The organism is Phenylobacterium sp. GW821-FHT12F10, from assembly GCF_058806695.1.
In genome coordinates this window covers 52,612-69,624 of the sequence record NZ_JBXAPY010000004.1, presented here as the reverse complement: position 1 = coordinate 69,624, position 17,013 = coordinate 52,612, and the positions used below count along the sequence as shown (strand labels likewise).

Sequence of the window (17,013 nt, the reverse complement as noted above, 5' to 3'; positions counted from 1 at the left end):
ATCGGCGACCGGGAGGTCAAACGAAATTGCGGATATCCGTGACTCAGCTATTCATAGACGCATGAGCGATCCGACCTGGGACCTCTATCAGAGCCTCCACGCCGTGCTGCAGGCCGGCAGCCTGTCGGCGGCCTCCCGCGCCCGGGGCCTGACCCAGCCCACTATCGGCCGGCACATCGAGGCCCTGGAGCAGCAGCTGGGCGCGCCTTTGTTCCTGCGCAGCCCCCGCGGCCTGACCCCCACCGACCTCGCCATCAGCCTGAAGACCCACCTGGAGGAGATGCACGCCGCCGCCGCCGCCGCCGCGCGCGACGCCTCGGGCTCGGCCGACAGCGAGAAGGGTTCGATCCGCATCGCCGCCAGCCTGATCGTCGGCGTCGAGGTCCTGCCGCAGATTCTGGCTGGGTTCATGGAGCGGCATCCCGACATCTCCATCGAGCTGGTGCTCTCCAACAAGATCGAGGACCTGTCGCGCCGCGACGCCGACATCGCCGTGCGTATGGCCAGGCCCACCCAGGGCGCCCTGGTGGCCCGCAAGATCGGCATGCTCGGCGTCGGCTTCTACGCCACCCAGGGCTATATCGACCGCCGCGGCATGCCCGAGAGCCTGGAGGATCTGGAGAACCACACCCTCTGCGGCTTCGACCGCGAGCGCCCGGCCCTGGAGGCCCTGGCCGGCATCGACTTCCCGCGGCCGATCACCCGCGATGTCTTCGCCTTCCGCACCGACAATGACGCCGCCCAGGTCTCCGCCATCCGCGCCGGCATGGGGATCGGCGGGGTGCAGCACCAGATCGCCCGGCGCGACGGCCTGGTGCCGGTCCTGGCCAACGCCTTCTCCTTCGAGCTCGAATGCTGGATCGCCATGCATGAGAACCTGAAGGGCAGCCGGCGCATGCGGCTGATGTTCGACCACCTGGCGGCGGGGTTCGCCGACTATCTGGGCAAGGGCCGGTGAGCCTGACGGGCGGCTGCCTCTGCGGCCAGGTCCGCTATGACGCGCGCGGCGAGCCGCTGAACGTGCGCTGCTGCCACTGCACCCTGTGCCAGAAGGCCGGCGGCGCACCGTTCTTCGCCCGAGCCATGTTCGCCCTCAAGGAGGTGACGATCTCCGGCCAGACCCTGGACCATCCCACCTCCGAGCGGGTGATGCGCCGCTTCTGCGCCCGCTGCGGGACCCTGGTGTTCAGCCAGCCGAACGACCCACCGGCTCGCATCGCCATCAGCCTGCCGACCCTGGACGATCCGAACGCGCTCGCGCCGAACATGCACATCTTCACGAGCACCAGGCTGCCCTGGCTGAAGCTGGACGACGGCCTGCCGCAATACCCTGAAAGGCCCCCCGCATGAGCCGGCTTCCCAGCTTTCCCATCGCCGGCGGTTGCGCCTGCGGGGCCCTGCGCTACCGGCTGAACGCGCCGCCCATCGCGATCTACACCTGCCACTGCACCGACTGCCAGAAGCTGACGGCCAGCGCGTTTTCCATGGCCATGCCGGTGTTCCGCAAGGATTTCGAGATCACCCATGGCGAGCCCGCCACCTGGCTGCGCAAGGCCGCGTCCGGGACGGTGATCCCGCAGCGGTTCTGCCCCGGCTGTGGAACCCGGATCTTCACCGAGCCGCCGGGCGGCCCCCATTCCCTCACCATCCGCCCCGGCACGCTGGACGACACCAGCTGGCTGCATCCGGTCTCGGCCTTCTGGGTTTCGAGCGCCCAGCCCTGGGTGACCTTCGATGAGGAGGTCCTGCAGTACGCGACCCAGCCCACCGACTTCTCCCCCGTGATGAAGGCATGGAAGGCGTGGGTGGAGGGCTGAAACGAAAACGGCGGCCCCGTCGCCAGGGCCGCCGCTTGAAACTCGTAAGGTCCGAAGACCTAGTCCTCGGCGGTTTCCGCCGGGGCCACGGTGTCGGGCTTGGCCGTACCGCCGGTGTAGGAACGTTCGGCGATCCGGGCCGACTTCCCGCGACGGTCACGCAGGTAATAGAGCTTGGCGCGACGGACGACGCCGCGACGCTTCACCTCGATGGATTCGATCATCGGCGAGTGGGTCGGGAACACCCGTTCCACGCCTTCGCCGAAGGAGATCTTGCGGACGGTGAAGCTCTCGTTGATGCCGCCGCCCTGACGGGCGATGCAGACGCCTTCATAGGCCTGAACGCGCTCGCGCTCGCCTTCCTTGATCTTCACGTTCACGCGCAGGGTGTCGCCGGCCTGGAAGTCCGGGATGGTGCGGGTGGCGAGGAGGCGCTGGCGCTCTTCGTCTTCGAGCTGCTGGATGATGTTCATCGCTTCGTCCTTGGGTCTTCGGGCTTAATCGCCCTTTGGCTGTTGATTGGCGGTTCGCCGCGCCCACAAGTCCGGCCGCTGCTTCCGCGTCGTCTCTTCTCGCTGCTCAGCCCGCCACTTCCGCACCAGGGCGTGATGGCCGCTCAGCAGCACCTCGGGGATATCCAGGCCTTCGAACGTCCGCGGTCGCGTATATTGCGGATGCTCGAGGAGCCCGTCCTCGAAGCTTTCTTCACTCAAGCTCTCGGCCTGCCCCAACACACCCGGGACCAGCCGTACGCACGCCTCGATCGTCACCAGGGCCGCGGCCTCGCCACCGGCGAGCACCGCGTCGCCGACGGCGACCTCCTCGAACCCTCGGGCGTCGAGCACCCTCTGGTCCACCCCCTCGAACCGGCCGGCCAGGACGATCAGTCCCGGACCGGCGGCCCACTCTTTCACGCGCGCCTGGGTCAGGGGCTTGCCCCGGGCGCTCATATATAAAAGCGGCCGCCCTCGCCGCTCCACGCTGTCCAGCGCGGAGGCGATGACGTCCGCTCGCATCACCTGTCCCGGACCGCCACCCGCAGGGGTGTCGTCGAGGAAGCCGCGCTTATCCTTGGAAAATTGCCGAATGTCCACCGTTTCCAGGGTCCACAGCCCCTGCTCGCGCCAGGCCGTGCCGATCAGCGAGACGCCGAGCGGGCCCGGAAAGGCCTCGGGAAACATGGTCAGGACGGTGGCGTCGAAGGACATCTGCGGCTTTTGGACCATGCGGGCGGGGATTTCTACCGCCTTGCCCGAGCCGCCCTATGGGCCTAATCCGTCGCCTTTCGCACTTGCAGCATATTTCGAGACCCATATGGACACGCCCGAGAGCCTGATCGAGACCCTGTCGCTGGAACGCCTGGAGCTGAACCTGTTCCGGGGCGTCAGTCCGTCCATGGGTCCGGGCCGGATCTTCGGGGGCCAGGTGATCGGCCAGTCGCTGCTAGCGGCCTATGAGACGGTCGAGGACCGGGTCTGCCACTCCCTGCACTGCTACTTCATCCGTCCGGGCGATCCGCAGATTCCCATCGTCTTCGACGTCGACCGCTCCCGCGACGGCGGCACCTTCACCACGCGCCGCGTGGTGGCCATCCAGAACGGCAAGCAGATCTTCAACCTGGCCGCCTCCTTCCAGGTGGTGGAGGAGGGCTTCGAGCACCAGGCGCCGATGCCCGACGTGCCCGGCCCAGACGACCTGCCCAGCGAGGCCGAGCAGCAGAAGAAGATGCTGGAGAAGGCCCCGCCGGAGATGCGCAAGATGATGTCGCGCCCGCGGCCCATCGAGATGCGCGCCGTCGACGGCAACCCCTTTTTCAACAAGGGCCCCAAGCCCGCCGAGAACAGCGTCTGGTTCCGCTGCCGCGCCCCGATCGGGACCGACCCGCACATGCACCAGGTGATCATGGCCTATGCGTCGGACATGAACATGCTCTCGACCGCCATGCGGCCGCACCGGGTGGAGTGGCAGACGCCGGGCCTGCAGTCGGCCAGCCTCGACCACGCCATGTGGTTCCACAAGCCGTCCAACTTCAACGAGTGGCACCTCTATCACCAGGACAGCCCCTCGGCGTCGGGCGGCCGCGGCTTCGTGCGCGGCTCGATCTTCGACCGCAAGGGCGACCTGGTGGCCTCGGTCACCCAGGAAGGCCTGATCCGCATGCGCAAGCCCGAGGCGAAGGCTTAAAAGACCCCGCTCACCCCGGCGAAGGCCGGGGCCCAGGTTCATCTACCGCATTCAGGACAGCATCCCAGGTCGTGACCTACGACCTGGGTCCCGGCCTCCGCCGGGATGAGCGGTCAGATCAGGCCTTCGTATCCACCGCCCCGCCGGCGTCGTCGTCGCCGTGGGCGGCGTCCTGAGCGGCGTACGGATTGGTCGCGCCGGTCGGCTCGCCGCCGGGGGACGGACCCGTGGAGCCCTTTGCGGCCACCACCACCATGGCCGGGCGGATCAGCCGGCCCAGCAGCTCATAGCCCGGCTGCAGCACCTGGATCACGCCGCCGCCGGCCACCTCGGTGGAGGGCTGCTCCATCATCGCCTGGTGCTGGTGGGGGTCGAACTTGGTCCCCTTGTCAGGCTCGATCTTCTTGAGGCCATTGCTCTCGAAGGCGCTCTGCAGGGACTTGGCGGTCATCTCCACGCCCACCACGAAGTTCTTCACCACCGTGTCGGCGCTGTCGGCGGGCGCCGCGGTGAGCGCCCGGGCCAGGTTGTCGGCCGCGCCCAGCAGGTCCTTGCCGAACTTCTGGATGGCGTAGGCGCGCGCGTCATTGGCCTCGCGCTCGGCGCGGCGGCGGGTGTTCTCGGCCTCGGCGGCGTAGCGCAGCACCTGTTCCTTCAGGCCCTGGACCTCGGCCTTCAGGGCCTCGATCTGGTCCACCGCCGCATCGGCGAATTCGTTGAGCTCTTCAGCCGGCGTTTGATCGTCGGACATGTTCAATCCTTCACGCGTTCTCGAACCTGGGACAGCACGCGGGCGGTATAGTCCACCAGCGGGATGACCCGGGCATAGTTGAGCCGGGCCGGACCGATCACGCCGATCGCGCCCAGCACCTTCTGTCGGCCCGTCATATAGGGCGCGGCGATCACGGCGGAACCCGAAAGCGAAAACAGTCGCGTTTCGGCCCCGATGAAGATGCGCACGCCCTGGGCCGCGTTGACCCCGTCTAGCAGACCGATGAGCTGTTCCTTTTGCTCCAGATCATCGAACAGCATTCTAACGCGCTCGAGGTCCTCCAGGGTTTCCGGGTCGGCCAGGAGATTGCCGCGGCCCCGCACGATCAGGGCCCGCTCGGCCACCTCGCCCCCGCCCCAGGCGGCCAGGCCGTCCTCCACCAGGCGGGCGGCGGTCTCGTTGAGCTGGCGGCGCGCGGCCTCCAGCTCGGTGCGCATCTCGCGGCCGGCCTCCACCAGGGTCTTGCCCCGCAGGCGGGTGTTGAGGAAGTTGGACGCCTCCTGCAGGGCGCTGGGGGTGACGCCGGCGGCCAGCGACATCAGCCGGTTCTCCACCGCGCCGTCGTCGAAGACCATGACGGCCAGGGCCTGGTCGGCCGAGAGCGAGACGAACTCCACGTGCTTGACCCCGGCGTCGCGCACCGGGGTGACGACGACCCCGGCCCCGCCGGCCAGGCCCGACAGAATGGCGCTGGCCTCGTTGAGGGCGTCGTCGAAGGTCTGGCCGCGGCCGGTAAGCCGGGCCTCGATGGTCCGCCGCTCCTCCTCGCCGACATCGCCGACCTCCATCAGGCCGTCGACGAACAGCCGCAGGCCGGCATGGGTCGGCAGCCGCCCGGCGCTGACATGGGGCGCCCCCAGCAGGCCAAGCTGGGTCAGGTCCTGCATGGTGTTGCGGATCGAGGCTGGCGACAGGTGGACGCCGCCCTTGGACAGGGTGCGCGAGCCGACCGGGTCGCCGGTCTCCAGATAGCTTTCCACGACGCGGCGGAAGATGTCGCGGGCGCGCTCGTCCAGTTCGGCGAGCGACGGCCCGCCGGTCAACAGCGAGCTGGTCAAGGTTGGTGGCGTGGGCAGGTCAGAACCATGGACGGAACCTCTATGATCTAGGATAAGCCCGACCCACTGCGGCGCAAGACGTCGCGCTCTTATCCGAGCCCTTCCCATGCGCCCTTCCGACCGTACCCCCGAGCTTCTCCGCGCCGTGACCATCGAAACCGGGGTCAACCGCTACGCCGAGGGCTCCTGCCTGATCACCTTCGGCCACACCAAGGTGCTGATCACCGCCAGCGTGGAGGACCGGGTGCCGGGCTTCATGCGCGGCCGCGGCCAGGGCTGGGTCACCGCCGAGTACGGCATGCTGCCGCGCGCCACCCACACCCGCGGCCGCCGCGAGGCCGCCGAGGGCAAGCAGTCGGGCCGCACCCAGGAGATCCAGCGTCTGATCGGCCGCTCCATGCGCGCGGTGATCAACCCGACCCTGCTGGGCGAGCGCCAGATCTCGCTCGACTGCGACGTGCTGCAGGCCGACGGCGGCACCCGGACGGCGGCCATCACCGGCGCCTGGATCGCCCTGCGCCGGGCGGTGAACTACCTGATGGAGGAAGGGCTAGTGACCGCCGACCCGATCACCGACCAGGTCGCGGCCATCTCCTGCGGGATCTACAACGGGACCCCGGTCCTGGACCTGGAATACGAAGAGGACTCCAACGCCGAGGCCGACGCCAACTTCGTGCTCACCGGGTCCGGCGACATCGTCGAGATCCAGGCCACCGGCGAGAAGCGGGGCTTCAGCCAGGGCGAGTTCGAGGCCCTGTTCGCCCTGGCCCGCAAGGGCATCGGCGAGCTCTGCGAACTGCAGCTCGAGGCCGCGGCCCGCAAGTAGGACGCCGGAACGCAAAACAGGCGGCCCTGGGGGGGCCGCCTGTTTCGAACGCGACCGCCGCCCGAAGGCGGCGGGTTACTAACTTAGAGACCGTTCAGCAGCTGCCGGAAGGCCGAGGCGGGCAGGCGGGCCAGCTCTTCGGCGAAGGGCGCCATCAGGCGGTCGATCAGGTTCTCAAGGGCGCGAGCCATGGGGAGCTCCTTTGTGCAACGCAGCAATTGTTGCAGTGCATATAGGAGCCCAGCCCTTACCTGGCAATATCTAAGCGGTGCTCAGTCGTGTTTTTTGCACTTGCGCGCGCAAAAACATGCCGCACTGCGACATCACGCCACCGTTACCCGCCCTCGTCGTCGTCCGGCAGGTCGTCGGCGGGACCGGGTTCGTAGTGCAGCAGGTCCCCGGGCTGGCAATCCAGCTCGCGGCACAGGGCCGCCAGGGTGGAGAAGCGCACGGCGCGGGCCTTGCCGGTCTTCAGGATCGACAGGTTGGCGATGGTGACGCCGACCCGGTCGGCGAGTTCGGTGAGCGACATGCGGCGTTCCAGCAGCACGCGGTCGAGCAGGACACGAATGGGCATGATTAGATCGTCAGCTCCGCTTCGCGGCGCAGGCGCGCGCCTTCGCGGAACACCTCGGCCAGGACAAACACCACCAGGACCGAGAACCAGGCCGTCAGGCTGAGGCCCTGGCTGTCCTTGGTCTGGGCCAGGTCGAGCCACTGGCCGGCGAAGCGGACGCAGTAGCGCACCAGCTCCAGGCTGCCGAGCGCCAGGCCGATCACCCGCAGGCGCAGCACATTGTCGGGATGGAAGGGGTCGCCGGCGGTCAGGGTGGCGAAGATCTGACGCAGGCGGGCGACGATCACCTGCAGGCCGGCCATGTAGAGGGCCGCCGCCAGCAGGCCGCCGGCCAGGACCGGGCCGCGGCTGATCACCTTGGCGCCCTCGACGCTGAGGGACAGGCGGCCGATCAGGTCGGGATTGAAGCTCAGCAGCAGGGCCGCCAGCATCAGCAGGCCCACCACGCCGATCCCGATCCACAGGGCGACATAGACCACATCGAGGATGATCTTCAGGAAGCTCGAAACCGAGCCGGGCCCCAGGGCGCGCATCAACCTTATCTCCCCGCTCGGATGGCTCCGCCGCCAACGCGGCGGCTGGCGGCGGGACGCGTCAAACTTCAGCATGGGAGCTTAGCGGACCAGGGCCTCGGTCACCAAGGCCAGCACCGGCAGGGCGGCGAGAACCACCACGACCCGCATCAGGGCGCGGTCCATCCAGGTCATCACGGGCGAAAACATCTCTTCATCTCCATCTTGGCCGCCGGGGCGGTTGTTTGTGTGTGCGGGCGGCCGGTCGCCGTCCATGTCGTTAGTCAATACGGACGCATCGCTTTTCGATCAAGGAAATTATCGAAAAACGATATGAAACATTCGTAATGTTCCATCCGCGGCGACCGACATGTGCGCCAACCCCTTGCAATTGAACGGGTCACGCCGCGCGACTATGGTCCGCCGTCCCGACGAAACCGGAGATCTTCCCATGGCGCTCAAGCTCGAACCCGGCGCGCGGCTGGTGGTGGCGACCCACAACCCGGGCAAGCTCAAGGAGCTGGCCGCCATCCTGGAGAACCGGTTTCCCCTGGTGAGCGCCGGCGAGCTGGGCCTGGCCGAACCCGACGAGACCGAGACCACCTTCGCCGGCAACGCCCTGCTCAAGGCCCGCGCGGCGGCCCAGGCCAGCGGCCTGATCGCGCTCGCCGACGATTCCGGCCTGTCGGTGGCCGCCCTGGACGGGGCGCCGGGCATCTTCTCGGCCCGCTGGGCGGGACCTGGGAAGGACTTCGCCCTGGCGATGGGCAAGGTGGCCGAACGGGTCGAGGCCTCGGGATCGGAGGACCCCTCCTGCTGGTTCACCTGCGCACTGGCCGTCGCCTGGCCGGACGGCCCCGCGGTGGTGGTGGAGGGCCGGATCGACGGAACCCTCACCTTCCCGGGGCGCGGGACCCTGGGCTTCGGCTATGACCCCATCTTCACGCCCCTGGGCCACCAGGAGACCTTCGGCGAGATGGCGCCCGCCGCCAAGGACGCCATGAGCCATCGGGCCCTGGCCTTCGCCAAGCTCAAGGCCGCCATCCTTTGACGCCGCTTGGGGTCTATATCCACTGGCCCTACTGCGCCCGCATCTGCCCCTATTGCGACTTCAACGTCCTGCGCGACCGCGGCCGGGGGGAGGAACAGCGCGCCCTGAAGGCCGCCATCCTCGCCGACCTGCGCCGCCACCGCGAGCTGACCGGCCCCCGCGAGCTCACCTCGATCTTCCTGGGCGGCGGCACGCCCTCCCTGATGGACCCCGACTGGGCGGGCGAGATGATCGCCCTGTGCTCCAGCCTCTGGACCCCGGCCGCCGACCTGGAGGTCAGCCTGGAGGCCAATCCCACCGACGCCGAGGCCGGGCGGTTTTCGGGCTTCGCCGCCGCTGGCGTCCAGCGCCTGTCGCTGGGGGTCCAGGCCCTGGATGACGCGAGCCTGGCGATGCTGGGCCGCAACCATGGCGCCGAGGAGGCCCGCCGCGCCGCGGCCCTGGGGGCCCGGGTCTTTCCCCGCCTGTCCCTGGACCTGATCTACGCCCGCCCCGCCCAGACCCCGGACGCCTGGCGCGCCGAACTGGCCCAGGCCATCGACCTGGGGGCCGAGCATCTCTCGCCCTACCAGCTCACCATCGAGGCCGGCACCGCCTTCGACCGCGCCGTGAAACGCGGGACCCTGGTCCCGCCGGGGGAAGACCTGGCCGCCGAGTTGTTCGACGTCACCCAGGACGCCCTCACCGCCGCGGGCTTCTCCGCCTACGAGGTGTCCAACCACGCCCGGGGGGTCGCCGCCCGCTCGCGGCATAACCTCGTCTACTGGCGAGGCCAGGACTATGTGGGCGCGGGCCCCGGCGCCCATGGCCGCCTGACGCTCGACGGCGCGCGCACCGCCACCTTCGCCGCCGCCCGCCCCGCCGACTACATCGCCAAGGTCGCCGAGAGCGGCCTGGGCTGGTCGACGCGGGAGACCCTCACCCCCCAGCAGGCGGCCGAGGAGCGGTTGCTGGCGGGCCTGAGGATCGAGGAGGGGGTTCCCTTCGCCGAGCTGGCCGCCCTGGGGCTGACGCCGGAGACCCCGGAGGTCGCGAACCTGGCGGAGGCCGGGCTGATCGCGCCGGACGCCGCCCGCCTGCGCGCCACCCCGGCCGGCCGCCTGGTGCTGAACTGGGTCACCAGCCGCCTGGCCCTGGCCTGAAGGGTTGCCATCGGGGCCCTGACCGGCGAAGCCTTGGCCCATGTCCCCCCGCCCGCCGCCCCCCGCCCTGTCCGACGCGCCCCTGGCGCCGGGCCTCTATCTGGTGGCCACGCCGATCGGGAACCTGCGCGACATCACCCTGCGCGCCCTGGACGTGCTGGCCGCCGCCGACCTGGTCCTGGCCGAGGACACCCGGGTGGCCGGCAAGCTGCTGGCCGCCTATGGCCTGTCCAAGAAGCTGGAGCGCTATGACGAGCACTCCGCCGACCGGGCCGGGCCCAAGGCCCTGCAGATCCTCGGCGAGGGTGGGCGGGTGGCCCTGGTCTCCGACGCGGGCACGCCCCTGGTCTCCGACCCCGGCTACCGCCTGGCCCGCGAGGCGATCGCGGCGGGCCTGCCGGTCTATCCGATCCCTGGCGCCTCGGCCCTGCTGGCGGGGCTCTCCGTGGCCGGCCTGCCCACCGACCGCTTCCTGTTCGCCGGCTTCCCGCCCCCCAAGAGCGCGGCGCGCAGGACCTTCCTCGAGGAGCTGGCCGGCCTGCGCGCCACCCTGGTCTTCTTCGAGGGCGGCAGCCGCGTGGCCGCCAGCCTGGCCGACATGGCCGCGGTCTTCGGGCCCCGCGAGGCCGCCGTGGCCCGGGAGCTCACCAAGCTCTACGAGACCGTCACCCGCGCGCCCCTGGACGTGCTCGCCGCCGACAAGCGCTTCTCCGCGCCGAAGGGCGAGTTCGTCATCGTCGTGGGTCCGGGCCGGGAGGAGGCCGCCACCGCCGCCGATGTCGACACCGCCCTGCGCCAGGCCCTGGAGCGCCTGGGCACGGCCGACGCCGCCGGCGAGGTGGCCAAGGCCCTGGGTCTGCCCCGCCGCGACCTCTATCGCCGGGCCATGGAGCTGAAGGCGGACAGGCCGTGACCCCGATCCGCCAGGCCCGGGGCGCGGCGGCGCGGCTTTCCGGCCGGCGGGCGGAGATCTGGGCGGCGGTCTGGCTGATGCTGAAGGGCTACCGCATCCTGGGCTTCCGCCTGAAGACCCCCCAGGCCGAGATCGACCTGCTGGCCCTGCGCGGCGGGGTCCTGGCGGTGGTGGAGGTCAAGCAGAGGACCACGATGCTGGCGGCCCTGGAGGCGGTGAGCGCCGATCAGCGGGCCCGCCTGCGCCGCGCCGGGGCGACCCTCGCGGCTCGGCGGCCGGCGCTGCAGAAGGCCGCGGTGCGCCTGGACCTGATCGCCCTCGCGCCCGGCAGACTTCCGAGACATAGTCCCGACGCCTGGAGAGGCGCGTAAGGGTTTTGTCTGCATGACTCGTGAGGACGCCGAGACCTATCTGACCCAGGCGGGTCAGTGCGTTGACGGGGACTTTCCCCTGCTGGAAGCGGCCATCGCCTGCGCCCTGCACGAGGATCCCAGCCGGGACGCCCAGGCCGCCCGCGATCTCGGCGAGGCCGGGGTCGACCGCCTGACCCAGCGCCTGGCGAGCGAAAGCCCGGAGGAGGCCCTGGCCGAGGCCATGGCCGGCGACCTGGGCCTGGGGGGCGACCTCTTCACCTACGAGCACCCCGACAACGCCGACATCCTGGCCGTCGCCGAGCGGCGCAAGGGCCTGCCGGTGGCGCTCGGGGTCTATTACCTGCACGTCTCGCGCCGGTGCGGCCTGAGCGTCCAGGGGGTCGACTTCCCCGGCCACTTCCTGCTGCGCATCGAGACCCAGGAGGGGCCGCTGGCCCTGGACCCCTATGCGGAGGGGCGGGTGGTCCTGCCCTCGGAGCTGACGCGGCGGGCCCTGCACGCGGGCCTCACCCCCAATGTCGCCGACCGGCTGGACCGGCTGATGGCCCCGGCTCCCGACCGGGCGGTGCTGATCCGGCTGCAGAACAATATCTTCGCCCGCGCCTCGGCGGCCGGCGACTTCGCGCGGGCCGAGCGGGCCGCCCTGCGCCGGGCCCTGCTGGACCCCCTGGATCACCGCCCCTGGCTGGACGTCGCCGCCGCCCGCGAGGGCCAGGGAGCCCTGGCCGGCGCCCTGCAGGCCCTGGCCCAGGCCTCCTCCCTGGACGGCGGCGCGGCCCTGGCCGCCCGGGCCCATCGCGAACGGGTGCGCCTGAAGCTGAACTGAACCCCGCCTTGAATTTTGCGGCCTGACGCGCGCCTGAACCAGTCCACGTCAGGCTGTCACGTTCTCGGCGCTGGCGCATCGGGTCCCCCCGAACTATCTGAGACCCCTCAGCCGTTCAGGAAGCCCGCCCATGTCTTTGAAGGTCGCCGTGCAGATGGACCCCCTCGAGGGGATCAATATCGAAGGCGATACGACCTTCCTGATGATGTTGTCGGCCCAGGAGCGGGGGCACAGCCTGTGGGTCTACACGCCTGAGCGCATGGCCCTGGAGACCGGGACCCTGACGGCGCGGGGCCGGTCGGTGACCGTCCAGGCCGTGAAGGGCGACCACGCCCGGTTCGGCCCCTGGGAGGTGCGCGACCTGTCGGAGTTCGACGTCGTCCTGCTGCGCCAGGACCCGCCCTTCGACATGGCCTACATCACCTCCACCCACTTCCTGGACGCCATCCACCCCAAGACCCTGGTGGTCAACAACCCCACCGAGGTGCGCAACGCCCCGGAAAAGCTGTTCGTCACCACCTTCCCCGGCGTGCAGCCCCCGACCCTGATCACCTCGGACCTGGAGGCGATCTACGAGTTCCGCGCCCGCCAGGGGGACATCGTGCTCAAGCCCCTGAACGGCGCCGGCGGCTCGGGCGTGGCCCGGCTGCTGGCGGACGACCCCAATCTCGACGCCATGCTGGACCTGCACCGGATGATCAGCCGCGAGCCGGTGATCGCCCAGAAATACATCCCGGCGGTCACCAAGGGCGACAAGCGGATCCTGCTGGTGGACGGCGCGCCGGTGGGCGCCATCAACCGGGTGCCCAGCGCCGGCCAGATCCGCTCCAACCTCGCCGTCGGCGGCCGGGCCGAGGCCGTGGAGCTGACCGCCCGCGACCGCGAGCTGTGCGGGATCATCGGGCCGGAGCTGAAGCGCCGGGGCCTGATGTTCGTGGGCATCGACGTGATCGGCGACTTCCTCACCGAGATCAACGTCACCTCCCCCACCGGCGCCGTCGCCCTGAAGCGCTTCACCGGCGTCGACGCCACCGTGGTGATGTGGGAACGGGTTGAAGCCCTTCGCGCCACGGTCTAGCTTGTGAGGTGAGAAGACCGTCCTAGGTGACGGAATCATCTCATCTTCCCATTAGGTTCCTTTTTTGTTCTTGATCCGACCCGCGCCGCGTGCTGGGGTTGTGGATAAATCATGCTCAAATTGAGGACGTGAGACATGGCCGCGCGCGTCGTCACCATGGCCTTCCAGGGGGTCGAGGCCCGCCGCGTCGATGTCGAGGTGCAGCTCACCGGCGGCGAGTTCGCCTTCATCCTGGTGGGGCTCGGCGACAAGGCGGTCGGCGAGAGCCGCGAACGGGTGCGGGCGGCCTTTTCCGGACTGGGCCTGTCGCTGCCGGGCCGGCGGATCATCGTCAACCTGGCGCCGGCCGACCTGCCCAAGGAGGGCAGTCACTACGACCTGCCCATCGCGCTCGCGGTCATGGCCGCCATGGGGGTCGTCCCGCCCGACCGGCTGACCGACTGGGCGGCCATGGGGGAGCTCTCTCTCGACGGACGGATCGTCCAGGTGGCCGGCGCCCTGCCGGCCTCGGTGGCCGCCGGCGCCATGGGCCTGGGCCTGATCTGTCCGGAGGCCTGCGGCGCCGAGGCCGCCTGGGCCGGGGAGACGCCGGTGCTGGCCGCCCCCTCGCTGATCTCCCTGGTCAACCACTTCCGCGGAACCCAGATGCTGGCGCCGCCCAGGCCGGGCGCCATGATCGACGGCGAGCGGGTTCCGGACCTGAGGGAGGTCAAGGGTCAGGAGAACGCCAAGCGCGCCCTGGAGATCGCCGCGGCCGGCGGCCACAACCTGGCCTTCACCGGCCCGCCGGGCTCGGGCAAGTCGATGATGGCCGCGCGCCTGCCGGGCCTGCTGCCGCCGCTCACCCCCGCCGAGCTGCTGGAAACCTCGATGATCCATTCGGTGGCGGGCCTGATCGCCAGGGGCGAGCTGACCCGGGCACGGCCGTTCCGCAGCCCTCACCACTCGGCCACCATGGCGGCCCTCACCGGCGGCGGGATCCGCATCAAGCCCGGCGAGGTGTCCCTGGCCCACAACGGGGTGCTGTTCCTCGACGAGCTGCCGGAGTTCTCCGCCCAGGCCCTGGACAGCCTGCGCCAGCCCTTGGAGACCGGCGAGGTGATCGTCGCCCGGGCCAACGCCCATGTGCGCTATCCGGCCCGGTTCCAGCTGGTGGCGGCGCAGAACCCGTGCAAGTGCGGCCACGGCGGGCCGGGTCGCGGCGCCTGCGGCCGCGCCCCGCGCTGCCAGACCGACTATCAGATGAAGGTGTCGGGGCCCTTCCTCGACCGCATCGACCTGCAGATCGAGGTCCCGCCGGTGAGCGCCGCCGACCTGGCCCTCCCCGCGCCGTCGGAGGGCACGGCGGAGGCCGCCGCCCGGGTGGCGCGGGCCCGGGACCTGGCCGCCGAGCGGGCCGCCCGGTCCGGCCACGAGCGGGCCGAGCCGATCAACGCCAGGGCCGAGGGGGAGTGGCTGGAGACCATCGCCGACCTCGATCCGCCGGCCCGCGCCCTGCTGGCCAAGGCCGCCGAGGCCAATGGCCTGACGGCGCGGGGCTGGACCCGCACCCTGCGCCTGGCCCGCACCATCGCCGACCTTGAGGGGGGCGGCGCGATCAAGCGGGTGCATGTGGCGGAGGCGCTGATCTACCGCCGGGTGGGCGCCGGCGGCCTAAGTCCCGTCGGCTAGACCCGCCCGCCGCTCGCGGTGAGCGGTCCAGGCGCCGATCGCCAGCGCCCCCAGCACCAAATAGCTCCAGATCACCAGGGCGCGGAAATAGGCCAGGGTGCGGACACCGGGATCGACGGCGATGGCGATGTGGGTGACCACCGCCAGCAGCTGGAAGGCCGCGGCGAACAACAGCCAATTGCGGTCGGTGGTGACCGCGAACCAGACCAGCACGCCGAAGAACATCGCATCGACGATGAACACCCCCCACTGGGGATCGAGCAGGACCGTTCGGTAGGTCAGGGGGGTGAGGATCCAGGCCGCCAGGTTGGCCAGGGCGATGACCCGCTCCGGCCCGCGGCCCCGCCACAGGGCGAAGCCGGAGACCAGGAACATCAGGATCGTCCAGGTCTGTTGGGCGAGCGTGGCGAAGACCAAGAGAATCGAGCCCCTGCAATCCCTAGTCAGGGGCTCGATCCTGTCAGAAGCCGCCGGTGGTGAGTAGCGGCCTTTAGGCGGCGCGCCCGGCCCTGGCCACGGCGCGCAGGTTCGGCGCGTCGTCGGCGGTCATCTGCGGCTTGGGCAGGGAGTCGCCGTACATCACCGCGCCCAGGCCCATCTGCTTCTGGGCGATGCTGAGCTCCATATGGGTCTCGCAGATGGCGCGGCGCGCGGTGGCCAGGGCGGCGAAGGCTTCGCCGGCCCGTTCCACGGCGCCCTGGCCGATCAGGGCCGAAATACCGGCTTCACCGCGCAGGCCCGGCATGATCCCGGCCAGGGCGGCGGCCTTGGCCAGCGCCGCGTCGATGGCGGCTTCGGCTTCGAAGAGGCTGGCGGCGACCTGGTCGGCCATGAGGCGGCGTTGCTTGAGCATGAGCGATCTCCTGCGCGCCGGAGAGCCCCCGGCGCGTTGCTGCTGAGAATTGTCGGCTTGAGGTCTAGTTAGGCGAGGTCTTGCAGGGCGTGCAGGCCGGCCAGCATCCCCCCGAAGGCGAGGGCGGTGATGATGGCGATGAGACCGATCAGCCCCAGTCTGACGGCGGGACTTAGGGCATTTCGGCCGATCCCTCCTGAGGGGGCTGAAAGCCCTCGTCCAAGAGCGCCCAGGTCATGCAGAGGATTTCGCGCAGGACCATTTCCGGCGGCTTGAACCGCGACATCTTGCGGGTGGCCGAGACCAGGTCCCGGGCCATCTCCGCCTTCACCTGACAGCCCGCCAGGTCGGCGAGCTGACGTTCCAGCTGGGTCCAGGTGAAGGCCGGAGCCGGAGCCTCCTGCGCCTCCGTCTCGGGCCAGCGGGCTTCGAAGGCCGCCACCTCCCGGGCCAGCCGCAGCGCGCGGTTGAGCGCCGCCCGCTGCTCCAGGTCCTCCCAGTCCCGCTGATCGGGATCCACCTCCAGCAGGGCTCGCATCCAGTCGGTCATCATCGCGGTCTCCCTCGTCGCCCTCAGAAGGCGGCGGGAAGGGGCGATTGTCTGTCCTGATCGGGTCCTGTCCTGACGCGATCAGGACATCCCGGTCATGGTCGGCCAGGCGGCGGGCGGCGGCGTAGCGGTCGTCGACCCCGAGTTTGCGGCGCGCGCGGTCGCAATAGGTATCCACCGAGGTCTTCGACATCCCCAGCTCGCGGGCGATCTGCTTGGAGCTCAGGTGACGGTCCACCAGGCGCAGGCACTCACGCTCTCGCGGCGTCAAAAGCTCGATGGGATTCCCGGTCATGTCTTGCGCTCAGCCCCAAGCCAGGCAAGCTAACGACTCGCGCGGACTTTCGTCCAGCCGTAACGGCGCAGCTACGGACTTTCGCTTTTTCTTCAGGCATTTGCGGGAGCGGCCATGCCCCTCGACGACGCCACCGGACCCAACCCCACGGACCTCGCGATCGGCGCCCGCATCCGCCTGCGACGCAAGTCGCTCGGGATCAGCCAGGGCGCCCTGGCCGACCGGATCGGCGTGACCTTCCAGCAGGTCCAGAAGTACGAGCGCGGGGCCAACCGGGTCTCGGGCTCCACCCTGGTGGCCGTGGCCGCCGCCCTGGAGACCACGGTGGGCTGGCTGGTGGGGGAGGAGAGTCCGGCCGGCGGCGACGCCGAGGCGGTGCTGGCCCTGCTGGCGGCCCCCGGCGCCCAGGAGCTGCTGGAGGCCTTCGCCGCCATCCGCCGGGGCTCGACCCGCCACGCCCTGATCACCCTGACCCGCGAGATGGCCGAACACGTGGGCGCTTGACCGACCGTTA

General features: G+C 70.3%; 22 protein-coding genes and 1 pseudogene. 13 read left to right on the top strand and 10 right to left on the bottom strand.

All coding sequences use genetic code 11. The features are described from left to right. Positions 1–61 precede the first annotated feature (61 nt). The 3 genes from AC1RN5_RS19595 to AC1RN5_RS19585 are packed head-to-tail and all read left to right on the top strand — an operon-like array spanning position 62 to position 1,817. The gene (locus AC1RN5_RS19595; protein ID WP_493043131.1) at positions 62–958 is read left to right on the top strand and encodes a LysR family transcriptional regulator; all 897 of its coding nucleotides are present in this window, start codon (positions 62–64) and stop codon (positions 956–958) included. Next, complete coding sequence (locus AC1RN5_RS19590) at positions 955–1,350, top strand: GFA family protein (protein WP_493043129.1); 396 nt, start codon at positions 955–957, stop codon at positions 1,348–1,350. The genes AC1RN5_RS19595 and AC1RN5_RS19590 overlap by 4 nt, the downstream gene beginning before the upstream one ends. Beyond that, positions 1,347–1,817, top strand: a complete 471-nt coding sequence (locus tag AC1RN5_RS19585; protein WP_493043127.1) for a GFA family protein — start codon at positions 1,347–1,349, stop codon at positions 1,815–1,817. The genes AC1RN5_RS19590 and AC1RN5_RS19585 overlap by 4 nt, the downstream gene beginning before the upstream one ends. 59 nt (positions 1,818–1,876) lie before the next feature. Here the strand turns inward: AC1RN5_RS19585 and rplS are convergent, their stop codons facing one another. Further along, entirely contained in the window at positions 1,877–2,290 is a 414-nt protein-coding gene (gene rplS, locus AC1RN5_RS19580; RefSeq protein ID WP_493043126.1) for a 50S ribosomal protein L19, read from the bottom strand. 24 nt (positions 2,291–2,314) lie between these two features. Beyond that, complete coding sequence (trmD, locus tag AC1RN5_RS19575; protein WP_493043123.1) at positions 2,315–3,025, bottom strand: tRNA (guanosine(37)-N1)-methyltransferase TrmD; 711 nt, start codon at positions 3,023–3,025, stop codon at positions 2,315–2,317. A 106-nt stretch (positions 3,026–3,131) separates the two neighbouring features. Between trmD and tesB the strand changes: the two genes are divergently transcribed. Next, positions 3,132–4,001: an acyl-CoA thioesterase II gene (gene tesB / locus AC1RN5_RS19570; RefSeq protein WP_493043120.1), complete on the top strand. Its 870-nt coding sequence runs from the start codon at positions 3,132–3,134 to the stop codon at positions 3,999–4,001. A gap of 118 nt (positions 4,002–4,119) precedes the next feature. Here the strand turns inward: tesB and grpE are convergent, their stop codons facing one another. Continuing rightward, a complete protein-coding gene (grpE, locus tag AC1RN5_RS19565; RefSeq protein ID WP_493043117.1) occupies positions 4,120–4,752 on the bottom strand; it encodes a nucleotide exchange factor GrpE in 633 nt (210 codons plus the stop codon). A gap of 2 nt (positions 4,753–4,754) precedes the next feature. Next, positions 4,755–5,831: a heat-inducible transcriptional repressor HrcA gene (gene hrcA, locus AC1RN5_RS19560; protein ID WP_421933525.1), complete on the bottom strand. Its 1,077-nt coding sequence runs from the start codon at positions 5,829–5,831 to the stop codon at positions 4,755–4,757. A gap of 106 nt (positions 5,832–5,937) precedes the next feature. Here hrcA and rph point away from each other — a divergent pair, with 106 nt between their 5' ends. Further along, positions 5,938–6,657: a ribonuclease PH gene (gene rph / locus AC1RN5_RS19555; protein WP_493043114.1), complete on the top strand. Its 720-nt coding sequence runs from the start codon at positions 5,938–5,940 to the stop codon at positions 6,655–6,657. A gap of 334 nt (positions 6,658–6,991) precedes the next feature. Here the strand turns inward: rph and AC1RN5_RS19550 are convergent, their stop codons facing one another. Both AC1RN5_RS19550 and AC1RN5_RS19545 read right to left on the bottom strand, forming a co-directional pair. Continuing rightward, entirely contained in the window at positions 6,992–7,234 is a 243-nt protein-coding gene (locus AC1RN5_RS19550; RefSeq protein WP_493043110.1) for a helix-turn-helix domain-containing protein, read from the bottom strand. 2 nt (positions 7,235–7,236) lie between these two features. After that, on the bottom strand, positions 7,237–7,767 hold the full coding sequence (locus AC1RN5_RS19545) for a DUF2975 domain-containing protein (protein WP_421933528.1): 531 nt from the start codon (positions 7,765–7,767) through the stop codon (positions 7,237–7,239). Between the two features lie 430 nt (positions 7,768–8,197). Here AC1RN5_RS19545 and rdgB point away from each other — a divergent pair, with 430 nt between their 5' ends. The 7 genes from rdgB (at position 8,198) to AC1RN5_RS19510 (ending at position 14,801) form a co-directional block, all read left to right on the top strand. Beyond that, complete coding sequence (gene rdgB / locus AC1RN5_RS19540; protein ID WP_493043106.1) at positions 8,198–8,797, top strand: RdgB/HAM1 family non-canonical purine NTP pyrophosphatase; 600 nt, start codon at positions 8,198–8,200, stop codon at positions 8,795–8,797. Beyond that, positions 8,794–9,939, top strand: coding sequence for a radical SAM family heme chaperone HemW (hemW, locus tag AC1RN5_RS19535; RefSeq protein WP_493043104.1), 1,146 nt, complete (start codon positions 8,794–8,796; stop codon positions 9,937–9,939). The genes rdgB and hemW overlap by 4 nt, the downstream gene beginning before the upstream one ends. Before the next feature lie 40 nt (positions 9,940–9,979). After that, positions 9,980–10,852, top strand: coding sequence for a 16S rRNA (cytidine(1402)-2'-O)-methyltransferase (gene rsmI, locus AC1RN5_RS19530; RefSeq protein WP_493043101.1), 873 nt, complete (start codon positions 9,980–9,982; stop codon positions 10,850–10,852). Further along, a complete protein-coding gene (locus tag AC1RN5_RS19525; protein WP_493043099.1) occupies positions 10,849–11,223 on the top strand; it encodes a YraN family protein in 375 nt (124 codons plus the stop codon). Before rsmI ends, AC1RN5_RS19525 begins: the two co-directional genes overlap by 4 nt. Before the next feature lie 13 nt (positions 11,224–11,236). Beyond that, positions 11,237–12,052 (top strand): transglutaminase family protein, encoded by an 816-nt coding sequence (locus tag AC1RN5_RS19520; protein WP_493043097.1) that lies wholly within the window; start codon positions 11,237–11,239, stop codon positions 12,050–12,052. 130 nt (positions 12,053–12,182) lie between these two features. Then, the gene (gene gshB / locus AC1RN5_RS19515) at positions 12,183–13,130 is read left to right on the top strand and encodes a glutathione synthase (RefSeq protein ID WP_493043096.1); all 948 of its coding nucleotides are present in this window, start codon (positions 12,183–12,185) and stop codon (positions 13,128–13,130) included. Positions 13,131–13,265: 135 nt separating this feature from the next. Further along, complete coding sequence (locus AC1RN5_RS19510; protein ID WP_493043094.1) at positions 13,266–14,801, top strand: YifB family Mg chelatase-like AAA ATPase; 1,536 nt, start codon at positions 13,266–13,268, stop codon at positions 14,799–14,801. On the opposite strand, the gene AC1RN5_RS19505 is transcribed toward AC1RN5_RS19510, so the two are convergent. The 4 genes and pseudogenes from AC1RN5_RS19505 to AC1RN5_RS19490 form a co-directional block, all read right to left on the bottom strand. Beyond that, the gene (locus AC1RN5_RS19505) at positions 14,784–15,218 is read right to left on the bottom strand and encodes a hypothetical protein (RefSeq protein ID WP_493043093.1); all 435 of its coding nucleotides are present in this window, start codon (positions 15,216–15,218) and stop codon (positions 14,784–14,786) included. The two genes, AC1RN5_RS19510 and AC1RN5_RS19505, sit on opposite strands and share 18 nt — an antisense overlap. A 73-nt stretch (positions 15,219–15,291) precedes the next feature. Beyond that, positions 15,292–15,654 (bottom strand): hypothetical protein, encoded by a 363-nt coding sequence (locus AC1RN5_RS19500; protein ID WP_493043091.1) that lies wholly within the window; start codon positions 15,652–15,654, stop codon positions 15,292–15,294. A 172-nt stretch (positions 15,655–15,826) separates the two neighbouring features. Then, complete coding sequence (locus tag AC1RN5_RS19495) at positions 15,827–16,204, bottom strand: hypothetical protein (protein ID WP_493043090.1); 378 nt, start codon at positions 16,202–16,204, stop codon at positions 15,827–15,829. Between the two features lie 124 nt (positions 16,205–16,328). Beyond that, positions 16,329–16,499, bottom strand: a pseudogene (locus AC1RN5_RS19490) (response regulator transcription factor); the annotation flags it as partial. Between the two features lie 114 nt (positions 16,500–16,613). Here AC1RN5_RS19490 and AC1RN5_RS19485 point away from each other — a divergent pair. Continuing rightward, positions 16,614–17,003, top strand: a complete 390-nt coding sequence (locus AC1RN5_RS19485; RefSeq protein WP_493043088.1) for a helix-turn-helix domain-containing protein — start codon at positions 16,614–16,616, stop codon at positions 17,001–17,003. Positions 17,004–17,013: the final 10 nt, after the last annotated feature.

What these genes read in the sequence shown, in the direction of transcription:
- AC1RN5_RS19595 (WP_493043131.1), top strand. Translation starts at nt 62, where the DNA reads ATGAGCGATCCGACCTGGGACCTCTATCAGAGCCTCCACGCCGTGCTG.
- AC1RN5_RS19585 (WP_493043127.1), top strand. Translation starts at nt 1,347, where the DNA reads ATGAGCCGGCTTCCCAGCTTTCCCATCGCCGGCGGTTGCGCCTGCGGG.
- rplS (WP_493043126.1), bottom strand. Translation starts at nt 2,290, where the DNA reads ATGAACATCATCCAGCAGCTCGAAGACGAAGAGCGCCAGCGCCTCCTC.
- trmD (WP_493043123.1), bottom strand. Translation starts at nt 3,025, where the DNA reads ATGTCCTTCGACGCCACCGTCCTGACCATGTTTCCCGAGGCCTTTCCG.
- tesB (WP_493043120.1), top strand. Translation starts at nt 3,132, where the DNA reads ATGGACACGCCCGAGAGCCTGATCGAGACCCTGTCGCTGGAACGCCTG.
- grpE (WP_493043117.1), bottom strand. Translation starts at nt 4,752, where the DNA reads ATGTCCGACGATCAAACGCCGGCTGAAGAGCTCAACGAATTCGCCGAT.
- rph (WP_493043114.1), top strand. Translation starts at nt 5,938, where the DNA reads ATGCGCCCTTCCGACCGTACCCCCGAGCTTCTCCGCGCCGTGACCATC.
- AC1RN5_RS19550 (WP_493043110.1), bottom strand. Translation starts at nt 7,234, where the DNA reads ATGCCCATTCGTGTCCTGCTCGACCGCGTGCTGCTGGAACGCCGCATG.
- AC1RN5_RS19545 (WP_421933528.1), bottom strand. Translation starts at nt 7,767, where the DNA reads ATGCGCGCCCTGGGGCCCGGCTCGGTTTCGAGCTTCCTGAAGATCATC.
- rdgB (WP_493043106.1), top strand. Translation starts at nt 8,198, where the DNA reads ATGGCGCTCAAGCTCGAACCCGGCGCGCGGCTGGTGGTGGCGACCCAC.
- rsmI (WP_493043101.1), top strand. Translation starts at nt 9,980, where the DNA reads ATGTCCCCCCGCCCGCCGCCCCCCGCCCTGTCCGACGCGCCCCTGGCG.
- AC1RN5_RS19520 (WP_493043097.1), top strand. Translation starts at nt 11,237, where the DNA reads ATGACTCGTGAGGACGCCGAGACCTATCTGACCCAGGCGGGTCAGTGC.
- gshB (WP_493043096.1), top strand. Translation starts at nt 12,183, where the DNA reads ATGTCTTTGAAGGTCGCCGTGCAGATGGACCCCCTCGAGGGGATCAAT.
- AC1RN5_RS19510 (WP_493043094.1), top strand. Translation starts at nt 13,266, where the DNA reads ATGGCCGCGCGCGTCGTCACCATGGCCTTCCAGGGGGTCGAGGCCCGC.
- AC1RN5_RS19500 (WP_493043091.1), bottom strand. Translation starts at nt 15,654, where the DNA reads ATGCTCAAGCAACGCCGCCTCATGGCCGACCAGGTCGCCGCCAGCCTC.
- AC1RN5_RS19495 (WP_493043090.1), bottom strand. Translation starts at nt 16,204, where the DNA reads ATGACCGACTGGATGCGAGCCCTGCTGGAGGTGGATCCCGATCAGCGG.
- AC1RN5_RS19485 (WP_493043088.1), top strand. Translation starts at nt 16,614, where the DNA reads ATGCCCCTCGACGACGCCACCGGACCCAACCCCACGGACCTCGCGATC.